The organism is Pseudomonas sp. FYR_7 (assembly GCF_043106155.1).
In the GTDB taxonomy this organism is placed as follows: Bacteria; Pseudomonadota; Gammaproteobacteria; order Pseudomonadales; family Pseudomonadaceae; genus Aquipseudomonas; species Aquipseudomonas parafulva_B.
In genome coordinates this window covers 88920-104070 of sequence record NZ_JBICMI010000023.1, presented here as the reverse complement: position 1 = coordinate 104070, position 15151 = coordinate 88920, and the positions used below count along the sequence as shown (strand labels likewise).

Here is a 15151-nt window from a genome sequence, read left to right as displayed (position 1 = left end):
ACCGCTGACGAAAATAGCTCGGCCTGGCATTCGGTATAAATGCCTGCCCAAGGATTCGTCATGTCGAAAAATACTTTATGGTCGATTTCGCTTCTGGCTGTCACGGCGGTGTGGGGCTGGAGCTTCGTGGCCAAACACGACACGCTGACCATCATGGCTGCCTCCACCTTGAATGCGTGGATGTTCAGCCTGGCAGCAGCGGCCTTGTTTCCCTTCTCGATTCGCTCGTTTCGACTGATGAACCTAGGCACGCTGTTGAATGCGGGCTTGGCCGGGGTCGTGTTGTTCATGGCTTTTTCGCTGCAGACCTCCGGGACCGCGCTGACTACGCCCTCCAATGCCGGCTTCATCACGGGCCTGTGCACTGTTTTTACACCAGTGCTGCTTTACCTCATGGGCAAGGGTCGCCCGAGCCTCAAGCAAGGGATCGGAACCGGGATCGCGGTGTTCGGACTTGGCCTGCTGAGCCTGGACGGGTTCACCCTGCACTACGGTGACTTGCTGGTGCTGGGGTGTGCCGTGTGCTTCGCCTTGCATATCGTGATGGTATCGACGTTCACCACGCCAGCGCTGGCCATGGCATCGGCTTCGATTCAACTGGGCGTCGTCGGCGTGCTTTCGTTGATATGGAGTGTGGCGAACAACGCGTTCTCCGTGCCCACCACGCTGCCTGTCACCGCCACCCTCCTGGCATTGGCGCTGCTGGCAACAGCCTTGGCTTACGCGATCCAGAACCGCGCACAGGCAGTGTTGGCTCCAGAAAAGGTGGCGTTGATATTGATATGCGAGCCAATTTTCGGTGGCCTGTTCGGCTACTTCCTGGCCGGTGATCGCTTACCTGCCGAGCGCCTGGCCGGCGCAGGCTTGATCCTGGTCGGGCTGGCCGTGACAGAGCTTCGACTCACAGGCATTGCCTGGCTTGCCTGGCGCAGGTCCTAAGGCTTTTGCGATACGCAAATAACAGCGGGCCTGTGGGTGCTGGGCCCGCTGCGAGGCATCATCTGATTCCCATCACTCAGGCTTGGGCGCATCTTCATCTTCATAGGTGAGGTCTACGACGAGCTTCACTGCATCCTCGTCATCTTCGAGCAATTGCACATCCCCCTGCTGATCCTCGACCTCGTAGAGCTCATCGAGATCGTCACGCCGGTACCACTCCGGGATGTCGTCTCCGCGATACGTCCTCAACTTCACAACCATGCCTGGATCCTCCGTGTTCAAAGGTGACAGGACTGGGTCCCATGGAGTTCACCTCGAATCAGTAAAACAGCCCAAGCGGCTCTAGGAGCTGGGCGACCAAGGGCCGTAGGGGCTGGACAGAGTCGGGGCAGCCAAATGGCTGTAGCCCTACCCGCAGGATTAAATTCTCTTCACCTTGCGCCCATTGGTGATAAGGCAATCGACACGGCTTGAGCCATACTCCAGAATGCGCCGGCTTGGGGAAAACCCTCGCAATGCCAACGACATAGCCCCCTTTAGTGAGCCTCAACGTGAAAACGATCCTGTCTACCCTCAGCCTTTTGTTGTTGCTCACAGGTACCGTGACCCCCATCAGCGCCGCTGTCGCTGCACAGCCCACCGCCCAGCTGCAACGTGACCCTGCCAAGCTGCACCTGGCCTCCGGCAGCGCCCTGTTGATCGACCTCAACAGCAACAAGGAGCTGTACGCCAGTCACCCAGACCGCGTGCTGCCCATCGCGTCGGTGACCAAACTGATGACGGCCATGGTCGTGCTCGACGCCAAGCTGCCCATGGACGAAATGCTGACCATGACCATCGCCAACAACCCGGACATGAAAGGCGTCTACTCCAGGGTTCGGCTCGGCAGCCAGCTGAATAGACGCGAGACGCTGCTGATCACCCTGATGTCCTCGGAAAACCGCGCCGCGACCACCCTGGCCAACCACTACCCTGGCGGTTACCCGGCGTTCATCAAGGCAATGAACGCCAAGGCACGCAGCCTGGGCATGAGCCATACCCGCTACATCGAACCCACCGGTCTTTCGACTCAGAACGTCTCCACTGCACGCGACCTGACCAAGCTATTGATGGCGTCGCGCAAGTACCCCCTGTTGAGTACGCTGTCGACAACCCGTGAGAAAACCGTAGCGTTCAGCAAACCCAACTACACACTCGGGTTTCGCAACACCGACCACCTGGTGAACAAGAGCAACTGGGACATCAAGCTGACCAAGACCGGTTTCACCAACGAGGCTGGGCACTGCCTGGTGCTGTTGACCCGGATGGACAACCGGCCGGTCGCCATGGTCATTCTCGATGCATTCGGCAAGTACACCCACTTCGCCGACGCCAGCCGTATGCGCCAGTGGCTGGAAACGGGCGCGACCAAGCCGGCCCCGGCGGTGGCCATGCAGTACAAGGCCGATCGGCACAAGGCGCGATTGGCCGCTGACTGACTCCCAGGGTTTGGTCAGTGCCCGCTAGGCACGGGTGCTGACCAGGCCACCGGCACTGCCACCACCGCTTTGCTGCAACAGTTCCAGCAATTGTGCCGAGGCCGCGATGATCTGGCTGCTGAGCGTGGCAATGCTGCTCTGCTTGGTGCTGATGGCAGCCATCTTCGCGGACTCTTCCATGTCGCTGTTCATCAGCGCTGAAAGTTGTTTCTGCTCTTCTGCCAGCTGTTTCTGCAACGCCTTGATCAACTCGCGCAACTGCTTGACCGCCTCTGGCTCGTCGCTGTCCTCGCCCTGGGCCGCTTGTGCCTGGCCTGTGGCTGTGGCTTTGAGGCTGTCACCGGCGATGCTCAACGGGCCGGGCGCCTCGCCCGCCTGCACGCGCCGTTCGCGCTCGTCGGCAGCGTCAACGCGCAGCGTCTGGGCTGAGACGCCGTTGATCAACAGATTGCTGGAGGTGATTGCGACCATGATGATTCCCTGCTCCAAAACCGGTCCGTGCCCCTTTTATCGGCTACAACGGCCTGGTCTTGAGCCCTGCTAAATTCCCTCTCGGTTGGCTCGTTCCAGAAGATGTACCAGCGCGGTAGCCGGATCACCGGTGAGCGTCCACATCGACCTTATGGAATCGCGGCCATGACCCAAGCCTCACAGCAGGAAACCATCAAAGATCTGATCGGCGTAGGCTTCGGCCCGTCCAACCTGGCGCTGGCAATCGCCCTGGAAGAGCTGGCCGAAAGCCAAGGGCGTGCCCTGGACGCGCTATTTATCGAAAAGCAGCGAGACTATCGCTGGCACGGTGAAACCCTGGCCACCCAAAGCGAGTTGCAGATCTCCTTCCTCAAGGACCTGGTATCCCTGCGCAACCCCACCAGCCCCTACAGCTTCGTCAACTACCTGCACCAGAAGCAGCGCCTGGCCGACTTCATCAACCTGGGCACCTTCTACCCGTGCCGACTGGAATACAACGACTACCTGCGCTGGGCTGCCGAACACTTCGCGACCCAGGCGGTATACGGTGAAGAAGTGCTGCGCATCGAACCTGAACTCACCCAGGGCCGCGTCGAACACCTGCGCCTGGTGTCCCGTGATGCCGAAGGTCGGGAATACAGCCGCAGGGCCCGTTCGGTAGTTGTGGGTAGCGGCGGGACACCGAAGATTCCGGAAACGTTCGCAGCCTTCAAGAACGACCCGCGCGTGTTCCACCATTCCCGCTACCTCAGCAGCCTCAGCCAGCTGCCCTGCAACGCCGGCAAACCGATGCGCATCGCGGTCATCGGCTCAGGCCAGAGCGCAGCCGAGGCGTTCATCGACCTCAACGACAGCTACCCGTCGGTAAAGGTAGACATGATCCTGCGCGCCTCGGCACTCAAGCCGGCCGACGACAGCCCGTTCGTCAACGAGATCTTCGCACCCGACTACACCGACCTGGTCTATAACGAACCGGCCGATCAACGCAGCAAGTTGCTCGATGAATACCACAACACCAATTACTCGGTGGTCGACCTGAACCTGATCGAGCGCATCTACGCCATCCTCTATCGGCAGAAAGTGGCCCATCAGTTCCGCCACAATGTGCTGTGCCGGCGCCAGGTAGACGCCGTGGTGGGCAACGCAGAGGGCATCGAGCTGACGCTCAGCGACCTGGCCACCGGCCAACAACAGACCCACCGCTACGATGCCGTCATCCTGGCTACCGGCTATGAGCGCCGTTCGCACCGGGACTTGCTGGCCCCGCTGGCTGGCTACCTCGAGGATTTCAACGTTGATCGCAACTACCGCGTACTGACCAGCCCCGACCTCAAGGCGTCGGTGTACCTGCAAGGCTTCTGCGAGAACAGCCATGGCCTGAGCGACACCCTGTTGTCAGTTCTGCCCTCGCGGGCCGCCGAGATTGGCCGTGCGCTTTATCAAGACCTGCCCTCGTTGCGCACCCTGCCCCTGCCAGAAGCGGTCCTGTCCCGCGCCTGACAGACGCTTTGCCACCGGCCCCCAGCTTCAGGCGCAGGGGCCGGCTCCCCAGCCTGAAACATTTCCTTGCATTTAAATCGACGGAATTTCGATTCTCATTCGTCCTTATCAATACAGCTCTCCAGGGTTGGGCTTATGCTCGGCCCCTTATTGTGAAGATCGTCTGATGGCCAAAACTCCAAAGAAATCCAAGTCCAGGCTCTGGTTCCTGGTCCACAGCTGGCTCGCGCTGCCGATCTGGTTCTTTGTTCTCATCGTCTGTTTCACCGGCATGCTCGCGGTGGTCAGCCAGGAGATCGTCTGGCTGGCCGACCCTGCGGTGCGCGCCAACAAGCCCGATGCCGACGTGGACCGCCTGAGTTTCCAGCAAGTGCTCGATGCGCTGCACAAGGCTGAGCCCGACATGATCGTGGACATGCTTCGCCAGCCCGACGGCTCTCACTTCGCGGTCGTTGCCAACGTTACCCTGCCCGACGGCACCAGCCCTACGCTGTATGTAAACCCCTACACCGGAGCGATCCAGGGCAAGACGCCCGACTTCGACTTCGAAGCCTTCACCCGTGCCTTGCATGGATGGTGGCTGGTGCCGTTCACCAACGGTTACAGCTGGGGCTGGTACCTTGTTTCCCTGTTGGGCCTGCCCATGCTGGCATCCCTGGTCACGGGGCTTGTGGTGTACAAGAAATTCTGGAGAGGGTTCTTCAAGCCGGTGCGCACCGGTCACGGCTCGCGGATTTTCTGGGGGGACGTGCACCGCCTGGCCGGCGTCTGGTCCATCTGGTTCATTGCCGTCATTTCCATTACCGGTACCTGGTTCTTGATCCAAGCCATTCTGGGCGATAACCACGTCACGATTTCCACACGGCCCATCGTGCCGGTGATTGCACGCGAAGACGTGCCGCAGACCACTGACGGCACCCCCGCACCACGCATCGACCTGGACGAAGCCGTGCGCATTGCCGGGCACGCGGTGCCAGGCCTTGAGGTCAGCTTCGTGATATTGCCCGCCACGGCCTACAGCCACATCAGCCTTTCAGGGCCGGGTTGGTACCCGCTGATGTTCCAGAATGCCTCGGTCAATCCCTACACCCGCCAGGTCGACAGCCAGTTCCGCATCAGCGACCGCACGCCCCTGGAGTTCGTCACCGAATCCATGCGTCCGCTGCACACCGGTGACTTCGGCGGGTTGCCGATCAAGCTGGTATGGTTCTTCTTCGGCCTGGTGTTGACCTTGATGGTGTTCAGCGGCCTGCTCATCTGGACCAAGCGCACCGCCCAGGCCACCGCCGCCGCCCTCAAGCGCAGCGAGCGTGCGCCCCGCGTCGCGCAGCGCGAGCCTACCCTGGAGACCCAACCATGAGCCAGGCACACACCCTCGCGCAACGGCCATTGAAACAGTTCTGGTTGAAGTGGCGCTTTCACCTGAACATTCTGCTGATCCTGATCCCGCTGGGTTTCATGCCCCAGTACTTTGCCGATGCCAAGCTGTTTCGCGGCGAAGCCGGGCTCGGCGCGAACGTCATACGCGATATCAAGGTAGGGCCCTACAGCCTGGACCTGGCTGAAATGCGTGACGAAGCGCCCCAGGCCGATGGCCCGGCCGGCTATTTCAAGGTGTTCAATGCCGCCCTCTGCAAAGGCTGCGCCCAAGAGGTGAAGGCCACCTACCTGCGCATCGGGAAGCCGCGCAGCCTGCGCGCCGCCGGCACCATTTTCTTCGGGGCACCCTACCACATGGGTACCTCCCTTCCGATTGCGCCGCGTACTCGGCCAGATGCCCAGGTGTGGATCACCCTCGAAGGCTGGGACGGCAGCATGCATCAAGCCTCGGTGCCCTTGGCCCAGGCATCGCCAGCCACCGTGGCCTGGCTCAAGAAACAAGGAGGCAACAAATGAAACACCTCATGCGTAGGCTCATGCTCTCTTCACTGCTGTTAACCGCCACGGCTGCCATGGCCCACAACCCCATGTGCGAGTGTGAGGAAGTGCCGGGCAGTCAGATCAAATGCACCGGCGGCTTTTCGGACGGGAGCGGTGCACCCGGGGTCACCCTGGATGTGATCGGCTACGACGAGCAGGTGCTGGTCGGCGGTAAGCTCGGGGATGACTCCACCCTCACCTTCAAGCGCCCGGATGGCGAATTCTACGTGTTGTTCGACGCAGGCCCAGGCCATGTGGTCGAAGTCGACTACGCGGACATTTCGCAACCATGAGCCGGGTCCAGGTGATTCGCCCGGCCGGCGCCGGGCATGAAACGCTATATGTGCTTTTGGTCAGTGCATTGATCGTGGCCCTGGCAGCCAGCGTCGTACTGGTGCGCGGGGAGCGTGTCGACGATCAGCCGATCGCCAGCCATCAGATCGATGCTCGCCGGGACCTGACTCCAGCTGAGCAAGGCCTCTACACCGACCTGCGGGTGGCTTTCGACGAAATTCAGTACCTGCGCGATGAACAGGGCGCCGTGCCCGAGGTGCAGGCGCTGGCGGCCGAGGGGCTGCCGCCTTTCGTCATTGATGCCGGTAGCCAGAGCCGTGGCGATCACCAATGGTCGTTGCTGGCGGACGGCGCCTACCTGGGCCGCAGCCAGGCGCCGGAAATCGCCGGCCACCTGCTGATGATCCAGCCCTCCGAAGGTGGCGCCGAGGCCGAGGTCTGGCTCTACCGAGGCAACCCCAGCCCATCGGTCGATGACCTTGCCCCGGCAAGCCTGATCGCCGCAGGCTGGCGCCAGGTCGTCAGCCACTACGACGCCGGTGTCACCCGCGACCACCGTCACTGACTTAAGGAACGCCCCATGCTTCGCTCCGCCCTCGCCCTGCTCCTGGCCTGTGCCCTGCCCGCCTTTGCCCTGGCCGACCCCGGCAAGCCGCTGCGTATCGGCATCACCCTGCACCCTTACTACAGCTATGTGAGCAATATCGTTGGCGACAAGGCCGAGGTAGTGCCGTTGATCCCGGCTGGTTTCAACCCCCATGCCTACGAGCCTCGCGCCGAGGACATCAAGCGCATCGGGACGCTCGATGTGGTCGTGCTCAACGGCGTCGGTCATGACGACTTTGCCGACCGCATGATCGCGGCCAGCGAAAAACCGAACATCGCCACCATCGAATCGAACCAGAACGTGCCTCTGCTCGCGGCAACCGGCATTGCCGCACGCGGCGCTGGCAAGGTCGTCAATCCGCATACCTTCCTGTCCATCAGTACCACCATTGCACAGGTCAACAACATTGCCCGAGAACTGGGCAAGCTGGACCCGGAAAACGCGAAGCTCTACACGCAAAATGCGCGGGCTTATGCCAAGCGTCTGCGCGCCCTGCGTGCCGAGGCCCTGGCCAAGGTGAGTCAAGCACCTGGCGCCACCTTCCGTGTGGCCACGATCCACGCTGCCTACGATTATCTCGTGCGTGATTTTGGCCTTGAAGTGACCGCCGTGGTGGAGCCTGCCCACGGTATCGAGCCCAGCCCCGCTCAGTTGAAGAAAACCATCGACCAACTCAAAGCGCTGGATGTGCGGGTCATTTTTTCGGAGATGGACTTCCCCTCTGCCTATGTGGAAACGATCCAGCGCGAATCCGGCGTGCGCTTGTACCCGTTGACGCATATTTCCTATGGCGAATACACCAAGGACAAGTATGAAATCGAAATGAAGCGCAACCTCGACACGGTGGTGCGCGCCATCGAGGAGAACCGCGCATGACCGCCGCCACCCAGGTGCTGCCGGTTTGTGGGCCGCGCATCGAGTTCGAGGCGATCAATCTCGAACTGGGCCGTACGCGCATTCTCGAGCAGGTCAGTTTCAGCGTCGCGGCCGGCTCGGTGCATGCCATCGTCGGGCCCAATGGGGGCGGCAAGAGCTCGCTGATCAAGACACTGCTGGGGCAGATGCCGCATCAGGGTCGATTGGCCATGCATTGGCCCAGCGGGCGGGAGGTGATCGGCTACGTGCCGCAGGCGCTGGAGTTCGACCGCGGCCTGCCCATGACCGTGGACGACTTCATGGCCGCCATGTGCCAGCGCCAGCCCGCCTTTCTAGGGCTGTCCAAGCGGGTCCAGCCGGCCATCGAGGCAGCCCTGACCCACGTCGGCATGCTCGACAAACGCAAGCGGCGCATGGGCGCGCTGTCAGGCGGTGAGCGTCAGCGGGTGCTGCTGGCGCAAGGGCTGATTCCCGAGCCGCAACTGCTGGTGCTGGACGAACCCATGTCGGCGCTGGACGAAGCGGGTATTCGCGTGTTCGAGCACCTGCTGGCCAACTGGCGCCGATCCGGCACCACTGTCTTGTGGATCGAACATGATCTTGAAGCCGTGCTGCGCCTGGCTGACCGGGTCACCGGCCTGAGTCGCCGCGTGCTGTTCGATGCTGCGCCTGCCCAGGCGCTCACCCCTGAGCGTCTGCTCGGCCTGTTCTCCGTCCATCCGCGCAGCGAGAGCCTTGCCTGATGAGTTTCGAATCCTTCCGTGAATTGGTTCAACAATGGGCCGTTCAAGGCTACTTGCCCGAGGCGCTGGCCTACGGCTTCGTGGTCAATGCTTTGCTGGCCGGGTTGATGATCGGGCCGGTGCTCGGTGGCCTTGGAACGCTGGTGGTGGTCAAGCGCTTTGCCTTCTTCTCCGAAGCAGTCGGCCACGCGGCGCTGACCGGCGTGGCCATCGGCATTCTGTTGGGCGAACCCTACACCGGCCCTTACGGCAGCCTGTTCGGCTATTGCCTGTTGTTCGGTATCTTGCTGAATTTCCTGCGTAACCGCACCGGCCTGTCACCTGACACGCTGATTGGGGTCTTCCTGTCGGTGTCCCTGGCGCTGGGGGCCAGCCTGCTGCTGATGCTGGCAGGCAAGATCAACGTGCACATTCTGGAAAACGTGCTGTTCGGTTCGGTGTTGACCGTCAGCGGTCAGGACTTGGTCGTGCTGGGAATCGTCGCTGTGCTGGTGCTGGCCTTGGCGCTGCCGCTTTACAACCGCATCATGCTGGCCAGCTTCAATCCGCAATTGGCTGCTGTACGCGGGGTCGCGGTCAAGACCCTCGACTACTTGTTCGTGGTGCTGGTGACCCTGGTCACGGTGGCTGCGGTCAAGGTGATTGGCGCCATCTTGGTGGGTGCGTTGCTGGTCATCCCCGCCGCTGCCGCGCGCCTGGTCAGCCAGTCATTGAAAGGCTTTTTCTTCATCTCGGTGATCATCGCTACCCTGAGCACCTTGTTCGGCATTCTGCTGCCCATTGTCTTCGACCTGCCTGTACCGTCCGGCGCTGCGATCATTCTGGTCGCCGGCGTCTGCTTCGCCCTGGCCGCCCTGGCCCGCGCGCTCGTCCCACGCCTGCAAGGAAACCCGGCATGAACCTCAAACGCCTGTGTCTGGCCCTCGCCCTTATCAGCCTGCCGTCCCTGGCCTCGGCCACCCAAGTGCTGACCACCCTGCCGGTCACCCACAGCCTGGCCAACACATTGCTCGAAGGCACTTCGGTTGAGCTCAAACGCGCTGCGCCGGCGAATTTGCCTGCCAGCCGCCAGCCGTCGTACTTCAGTGGCCGTGGCGAAGCCAGCCTGCACAAGGCGGCCCAGCAGGCTGACGCGGTGATCGGCGTACGCTCGATCTGGCGAGATGATCCGCTTTACCCGGTGGCGCGCCGTAGCAATATTCGCATTGTCGAAATCGACGCCGCTCGCCCGGTCGATGGCGCTTTGCCAGGCATCGCCGTGACGGGGGCTGATGCCTACGCCGGCTACCCATGGCTCAGCCCCACCAATCTGGGACGCATGGCCGATGTGGTGGCTAATGATCTGGAGCGGCTGTCGCCCGCGGACAAGGCACGCATTCAGACCAACCTTGCCGGCTTCAAGCAGCAAGTATTGGCACTGGCCGCCGATAGCCAGACGCGCCTGGCCAAGGTGGAAAACCTGACCACCGTCAGCCTGTCGGAGCGACTGGGTTATCTGGCCAGCGGATTGAACCTGGACCTGGTGGATCAGCCGCTGCCCACCGAGTGGGATGCGACTGCGCTCAAAGCCTTGGCCGATAACCTCAAAAACCAGGATGTGGCCCTGGTCTTGGATCATCGGCAACCAGAGGCTGCGGTGGCGCAGGTAATTAAAGACAGCGGCGCGAAACTGGTTGTCGTGCAGAGCGATAACGAGGACACACTGGCTGGCTTGAAAAGCAGCGTTGATCTGATCGTCGAGGCATTGGGTCAAGGCTGAAGGGGCCTTCGGACAGGCGAAGGGTAACGGGTGGCAGCGGGGCCTTGCGTGATATGAAGGTGGCTTGGGTTCTGGCTTGACCGCCATGCGGGATTCTCCGAGCAATTCACAAGTCCAAGCTGTAACGCAGTACCCGTGTGGGAGCGGCCTTGCGCCGCGATGGGCTGCGCAGCAGCCCCAGGATTTCAGCTTCGCACCTTATATTGCTGGGGCCGCCATGCGGCCCATCGCGGCACAAGACCGCTCCTACACGGGTACTGTGCTACAGCTTGTACTTTTGAAGTGCTCGCTATTTAGCTATCGAGCGCGCACCGCAGTGAGCCACCCACACCCAATCACCGACGCATACACCGCTCATAACGCCCATCCACCCGCTCGGCAAACCAGGCAGTGGTCAGCTTGCGGGTGATCTTGGGGCTTTTCAGCTCGATGCCCGGCAGCACGGCCCGCGGCAATGCACGGCCGGCCTTGGCATCGGCCAGGGCAAACACCTCCCGGTATAGCCGGGTATCTTCAAAATCCAGTTCAGTTCCCTGCTCCAGCTGACTGCGAATCTGCGGGTTACGCAGGCCCAGCTGACGACCCAGCTGACGTGCTGCCCTTTCGGTGGTGCCGGGCATGATCGACCCAGGCGCAATCAGGTCACCGTCCAGCGCCAGGTCTGTCCCGGTAACCTGGCTGAGCGCCGCCTGAAACGCCGCATTCCGGCTGGCGTACCAACCGGCGTTGAAGTCGGCGAACCGATAGAGCTGACGCTCGTAGTTGGCGGGATAGCCCAACAAATGCGCAATCCCGAAATACAGGCCACCACGGCGCGTGAACACTTCCTGTCGCACGCTGCCCTCGCGCGTGTAGGGATAGGCTTGCGCATGTTTCTCGGCAAAGTCGATGCTCACCTGCATCGGGCCGCCGGTATGTACCGGGTTGAGCCCCCCCAGCAAGGTACGGCCCAAAGGCACCCGCGCGATCACTTCATCGTACAGTTCGCTCAGCTGCTTCTCGGTGCGCACTGCCTGCAAGCGCTGTGCATAGGTCTTGCCATTGCCTGACGGGGTTTGCAGCGCGCCGTCGACCAGCATCCTGGGCACATGCACACGGGCAGCCCGCCGATTGATTTCCTCCCGGGCGATACGGCCCAGCTGGGGCACCTGGGGGTCGGCGTTGAAGGTGGACTCCTGCTCGGTCACAGCCAGTACCGCGCACAGGTTGCGCCTGGAGGGCTCGATACCCTGTGCCTGGAACGCCTTCTGGATATCAGCGGCCCAGCCAGCGCGATCACCGGCATTGGCGGGCAATAGCCGCATCAGTTCGGCGCGCACCTGCGCAGGGTCAGCTTGGGGTACGGACGCTCGGTGACCCGTACACCCTTGCAACATGGTCAAGGCCAGAACGCCTGCGACCAGCATGCGCCCTTTCAGAGGGATGCTCCTGCCAACGTGCGCACAGAGGGATCGATCAGCATGGTCTGTCCTGAGGGTTGAAATGCCCTAGCCTCGCCGACCCTGGGCAAGACGTCAATCAACCCGTCAGCCGCAGCGGTTCCAGGGCGCTGGTCAATGCCGCCAGCACGCCTGGCTCATGGTCATGGATGAAGAAGTGACCGCCAGGAAACATCTGCAGCGAAAAGGAGCCCTGTGTTTCGTGCTGCCAGGCCTGTAGCTGCTCGTGGCTGGCCCGATCCTCTTCGCCACCCAGTACGAGCAACGGGCAGCCAAGCGCGGGCCGCTGACGATACGCATAGGTCCCGCACAGCAGGAAGTCGGCCCGCAGTATCGGCAGTGTCAGGCTCATCAATTCGTCATTGGCAAGCACTTGTTCTGGCGTGCCTTGCAGCTCACGCAATTCATCGATCAGCTCGGTGTCGGACTTCGGCTCGCGCCAGCGCTGGCCGTCGTAGTCTTCCCGGCGAGTAGGCGCGGCAGTGCCGCAGGCGAACAGCGCCAGCGGTGGCGGGCAACCAAGCGCCTGCAGCTCATGGGCCAGTTCAAAGGCCAGCAGCGCGCCCAGGCTATGGCCGAGCAAGGCATAGGGCGTACTGGTCGCCAACCGCTGCTCTTGGGCCAGCTGCCGGGCCAGTCCCTGCATGTCGGTGTGCAGCGCCTCGGCCATGCGTGCGCCGCGCCCGGGCAATTCCACTGGCCGAACCTGCAACCACGCCGGCAGCGCGCGGCGCCACCGGCTGTACACCATCGCACTGGCCCCCGAATACGGCAGGCACAGAAGATTGATCACCGTCACTGCGCGCCAGCTTCAGCCATTTTCTGACGCAGGCTGAGTGGGCGCATGTCGGTCCACACCTCGTCGATGTAGGCCAGGCAGTCCTTTTTCAGCCCTGCCTTGCCCACCGCCCGCCAGCCCTCGGGAATCGCCTTGTATTCCGGCCAGATCGAATACTGTTCTTCGTGATTGACCACGACCTGGAACTGGATGTCTTCACGGTCGAAAACTGAAGTCATGTTGCCTGCCTCCTTGAGTGGGATTACCCCTGCGCACGCGGTGCAGGGGAACTTTCAAGTAGACGTGCAGGGCGTGGAAAAAATTAGGCGACTGGGTGAGGCCGGTTCGGTCAGGTATCGCGCAGCAGATCGTGGGTATCGAGCAGGCGGAAGGCAACCTGCGGATTTCGTTCGAGCCCCTTGCGAATGGCCGCCGGTATGGCCTGGCGCGTCTTGCGGCACAACCCAGGCTGATCGTCCAGTTCGATGACGATCCCGCGCATGGTGCGCACTTCATGGTGGCCCGGTGCGATATGCAGCCGGATGCCCAGGTTGTCATACAGCCGGCGTTGCAGGCGATAGAGGTCCTCGATGTCCTGAAGATTTTCCAGGCGTTCGAGCAGGCGCTTTTCTTCCTGCCGGGTGAGCAGCAGGATGCGCCGGGCCGGCTCGCACTCGGTGGCCAGCTGATCGCGACCGCAAATGCAGGCACCGGGCGGGCAAGGTTGGCGCAACGGGACAGGGTTGGTCATTGCCCAAGCATAGCCAGAATTGCGGCGCCTGCTCCAGGCTCGTTGGCATCAGGGCGCGACGCCCTCGACGATGATCACCTCGGCGCACGCCGCACCTTGGCGCAGGCCGCAGGCTTGCTGGTAAAGGTCGGAGCGATAGCAGGCCACGGCCTGGTCATAGGAGTCGAATTCGATGACCACGCTGCGTTGCGGCGTAGGCCGCCCTTCCATGGCCTCACTGCGCCCGCCCCTGGCCAGAAAGCGCCCGCCGTAGGCCTGGAAGGCCGCCGGAGCACGCTGTGTGTACTGCTGATATTGGACCGGGTCGGTTACGTCCACATGGGCAATCCAGTAGGCTTTCATCCGCTTGTCTCCTGCGCTGGGCATTTGTGTATGATGGTATACCATAAACAATTAATCTCAGCACGAGCACCTGACATGCCTTTCAATACCATCGATGAAATTCTCCAGGATTATCGGCAAGGCAAGATGGTCTTGCTGGTGGACGACGAAGATCGGGAGAACGAGGGCGACCTGCTGATCGCCGCCCAATACTGCGACGCGCAAGCCATTAATTTCATGGCCAAGCAAGCCCGTGGCCTGATCTGCCTGACGCTGACGGATGAGCATTGCCAGCGCCTAGGCCTGGAACAGATGGTTCCGGCCAACGGCAGCATGTTCAGCACCGCCTTCACCGTCTCGATCGAGGCTGCGACCGGTGTCACCACGGGCATTTCCGCCGCCGATCGCGCACGCACCGTGGCAGCTGCCATGGCCGCTGACGCTTGCCCGGAGGACCTGGTACAGCCTGGGCATATTTTCCCGTTGCGCGCTCGCGAAGGCGGTGTCCTTACCCGTGCAGGGCACACAGAGGCCGGCTGCGACCTGGCCCGCCTGGCAGGCTTGAGCCCGGCGTCGGTCATTGTAGAGGTGCTCAAAGACGACGGCACCATGGCACGTCGGCCTGAACTTGAGGCCTTTGCGGCCCGCCACGGCATCAAGATCGGCACCATTGCCGACCTCATCCATTACCGGCTGAGCACTGAGCAGACCATCAAGCGTATCGGAGAGCGTGAGCTGCCCACGGTGCATGGCACCTTCCGCCTGGTCACGTATGAAGACCGTATCGACGGCGGCGTGCACATGGCCATGGTCATGGGCCAATTGCGCCGTGAAACGCCTACGCTGGTGAGGGTGCACGTGATCGATCCGCTACGCGACCTGGTCGGCGCCGAGTGGGCGGGCCCGGCCAACTGGACGTTGTGGGCGGCATTGCAGAAAGTGGCTGAGGAAGGAACAGGCGTGGTCGTGATCCTGGCCAACCACGAATCCTCCCAGGCGCTGCTCGAGCGTGTGCCCCACTTGACCCAACCCCAGCGCCCCTACCAGCGCGGGCAGTCGAAGGTGTACTCGGAGGTCGGCACCGGTGCGCAGATTCTTCAAGACCTGGGCGTGGGCAAGCTTCGCCACCTGGGTCCGCCCTTGAAATATGCAGGCTTGGCGGGCTACGAACTGGAAGTGGTGCAAAACATACCCTTCGAGCCAATAACCGGCTGATTGCAGCGCCTGCATGGCCATCAACCAAATGATGGCCGGTAGCCTGCTGCTACTTGCGAA

Annotated in this window: 19 protein-coding genes; 12 read left to right on the top strand and 7 right to left on the bottom strand. The window is 62.1% G+C overall.

Annotation, left to right across the window (positions count from 1 at the left end; all coding sequences use genetic code 11):
- Nucleotides 1–60 precede the first annotated feature (60 nt).
- Nucleotides 61–939: a DMT family transporter gene (locus tag ACF8R3_RS06490; protein ID WP_058637314.1), complete on the top strand. Its 879-nt coding sequence runs from the start codon at nucleotides 61–63 to the stop codon at nucleotides 937–939.
- A 72-nt stretch (nucleotides 940–1011) separates the two neighbouring features.
- Here the strand turns inward: ACF8R3_RS06490 and ACF8R3_RS06485 are convergent, their stop codons facing one another.
- Nucleotides 1012–1200: a hypothetical protein gene (locus ACF8R3_RS06485; RefSeq protein ID WP_196186615.1), complete on the bottom strand. Its 189-nt coding sequence runs from the start codon at nucleotides 1198–1200 to the stop codon at nucleotides 1012–1014.
- Nucleotides 1201–1490: 290 nt separating this feature from the next.
- On the opposite strand from ACF8R3_RS06485, the gene pbpG reads away from it, so the two are divergent.
- Nucleotides 1491–2417: a D-alanyl-D-alanine endopeptidase gene (pbpG, locus tag ACF8R3_RS06480; RefSeq protein WP_058637316.1), complete on the top strand. Its 927-nt coding sequence runs from the start codon at nucleotides 1491–1493 to the stop codon at nucleotides 2415–2417.
- A 24-nt stretch (nucleotides 2418–2441) separates the two neighbouring features.
- Here pbpG and ACF8R3_RS06475 read toward each other — a convergent pair whose 3' ends face one another.
- Nucleotides 2442–2888 (bottom strand): hypothetical protein, encoded by a 447-nt coding sequence (locus tag ACF8R3_RS06475; RefSeq protein WP_058637317.1) that lies wholly within the window; start codon nucleotides 2886–2888, stop codon nucleotides 2442–2444.
- Nucleotides 2889–3053: 165 nt separating this feature from the next.
- Here ACF8R3_RS06475 and ACF8R3_RS06470 point away from each other — a divergent pair, with 165 nt between their 5' ends.
- The 9 genes from ACF8R3_RS06470 to ACF8R3_RS06430 all read left to right on the top strand — a co-directional run bounded on the left by ACF8R3_RS06470 (nucleotide 3054) and on the right by ACF8R3_RS06430 (nucleotide 10587).
- Nucleotides 3054–4388: a lysine N(6)-hydroxylase/L-ornithine N(5)-oxygenase family protein gene (locus tag ACF8R3_RS06470; RefSeq protein ID WP_058637318.1), complete on the top strand. Its 1335-nt coding sequence runs from the start codon at nucleotides 3054–3056 to the stop codon at nucleotides 4386–4388.
- A 166-nt stretch (nucleotides 4389–4554) separates the two neighbouring features.
- Entirely contained in the window at nucleotides 4555–5748 is a 1194-nt protein-coding gene (locus tag ACF8R3_RS06465; protein ID WP_058603898.1) for a PepSY domain-containing protein, read from the top strand.
- On the top strand, nucleotides 5745–6284 hold the full coding sequence (locus ACF8R3_RS06460; protein ID WP_058637319.1) for a hypothetical protein: 540 nt from the start codon (nucleotides 5745–5747) through the stop codon (nucleotides 6282–6284). The genes ACF8R3_RS06465 and ACF8R3_RS06460 overlap by 4 nt, the downstream gene beginning before the upstream one ends.
- Nucleotides 6281–6601, top strand: coding sequence for a hypothetical protein (locus tag ACF8R3_RS06455; RefSeq protein ID WP_058603896.1), 321 nt, complete (start codon nucleotides 6281–6283; stop codon nucleotides 6599–6601). Before ACF8R3_RS06460 ends, ACF8R3_RS06455 begins: the two co-directional genes overlap by 4 nt.
- Nucleotides 6598–7167 (top strand): DUF6162 family protein, encoded by a 570-nt coding sequence (locus ACF8R3_RS06450; protein ID WP_058637320.1) that lies wholly within the window; start codon nucleotides 6598–6600, stop codon nucleotides 7165–7167. Before ACF8R3_RS06455 ends, ACF8R3_RS06450 begins: the two co-directional genes overlap by 4 nt.
- Before the next feature lie 15 nt (nucleotides 7168–7182).
- Nucleotides 7183–8085: a metal ABC transporter substrate-binding protein gene (locus ACF8R3_RS06445; RefSeq protein ID WP_058637321.1), complete on the top strand. Its 903-nt coding sequence runs from the start codon at nucleotides 7183–7185 to the stop codon at nucleotides 8083–8085.
- Entirely contained in the window at nucleotides 8082–8828 is a 747-nt protein-coding gene (locus tag ACF8R3_RS06440) for a metal ABC transporter ATP-binding protein (RefSeq protein WP_392515254.1), read from the top strand. Before ACF8R3_RS06445 ends, ACF8R3_RS06440 begins: the two co-directional genes overlap by 4 nt.
- Entirely contained in the window at nucleotides 8828–9727 is a 900-nt protein-coding gene (locus ACF8R3_RS06435) for a metal ABC transporter permease (protein WP_392515252.1), read from the top strand. Before ACF8R3_RS06440 ends, ACF8R3_RS06435 begins: the two co-directional genes overlap by 1 nt.
- On the top strand, nucleotides 9724–10587 hold the full coding sequence (locus ACF8R3_RS06430; RefSeq protein WP_392515250.1) for a metal ABC transporter substrate-binding protein: 864 nt from the start codon (nucleotides 9724–9726) through the stop codon (nucleotides 10585–10587). The genes ACF8R3_RS06435 and ACF8R3_RS06430 overlap by 4 nt, the downstream gene beginning before the upstream one ends.
- A gap of 335 nt (nucleotides 10588–10922) precedes the next feature.
- On the opposite strand, the gene ACF8R3_RS06425 is transcribed toward ACF8R3_RS06430, so the two are convergent.
- From ACF8R3_RS06425 to ACF8R3_RS06405, 5 genes are all read right to left on the bottom strand, one after another.
- The gene (locus ACF8R3_RS06425) at nucleotides 10923–11993 is read right to left on the bottom strand and encodes a DUF1615 domain-containing protein (protein ID WP_372239217.1); all 1071 of its coding nucleotides are present in this window, start codon (nucleotides 11991–11993) and stop codon (nucleotides 10923–10925) included.
- A gap of 112 nt (nucleotides 11994–12105) precedes the next feature.
- The gene (locus ACF8R3_RS06420; protein ID WP_058637325.1) at nucleotides 12106–12825 is read right to left on the bottom strand and encodes a thioesterase II family protein; all 720 of its coding nucleotides are present in this window, start codon (nucleotides 12823–12825) and stop codon (nucleotides 12106–12108) included.
- Nucleotides 12822–13043 (bottom strand): MbtH family protein, encoded by a 222-nt coding sequence (locus ACF8R3_RS06415; protein WP_028686977.1) that lies wholly within the window; start codon nucleotides 13041–13043, stop codon nucleotides 12822–12824. Before ACF8R3_RS06415 ends, ACF8R3_RS06420 begins: the two co-directional genes overlap by 4 nt.
- A gap of 110 nt (nucleotides 13044–13153) precedes the next feature.
- On the bottom strand, nucleotides 13154–13555 hold the full coding sequence (locus tag ACF8R3_RS06410) for a hypothetical protein (RefSeq protein ID WP_023536132.1): 402 nt from the start codon (nucleotides 13553–13555) through the stop codon (nucleotides 13154–13156).
- 48 nt (nucleotides 13556–13603) lie between these two features.
- Nucleotides 13604–13897 carry a DUF1330 domain-containing protein gene (locus ACF8R3_RS06405; protein ID WP_058603887.1) on the bottom strand — a complete coding sequence of 98 codons (294 nt, stop codon included), beginning with the start codon at nucleotides 13895–13897 and terminating at the stop codon, nucleotides 13604–13606.
- 75 nt (nucleotides 13898–13972) lie between these two features.
- On the opposite strand from ACF8R3_RS06405, the gene ribBA reads away from it, so the two are divergent.
- Entirely contained in the window at nucleotides 13973–15091 is a 1119-nt protein-coding gene (gene ribBA / locus ACF8R3_RS06400) for a bifunctional 3,4-dihydroxy-2-butanone-4-phosphate synthase/GTP cyclohydrolase II (protein ID WP_392515246.1), read from the top strand.
- Nucleotides 15092–15151: the final 60 nt, after the last annotated feature.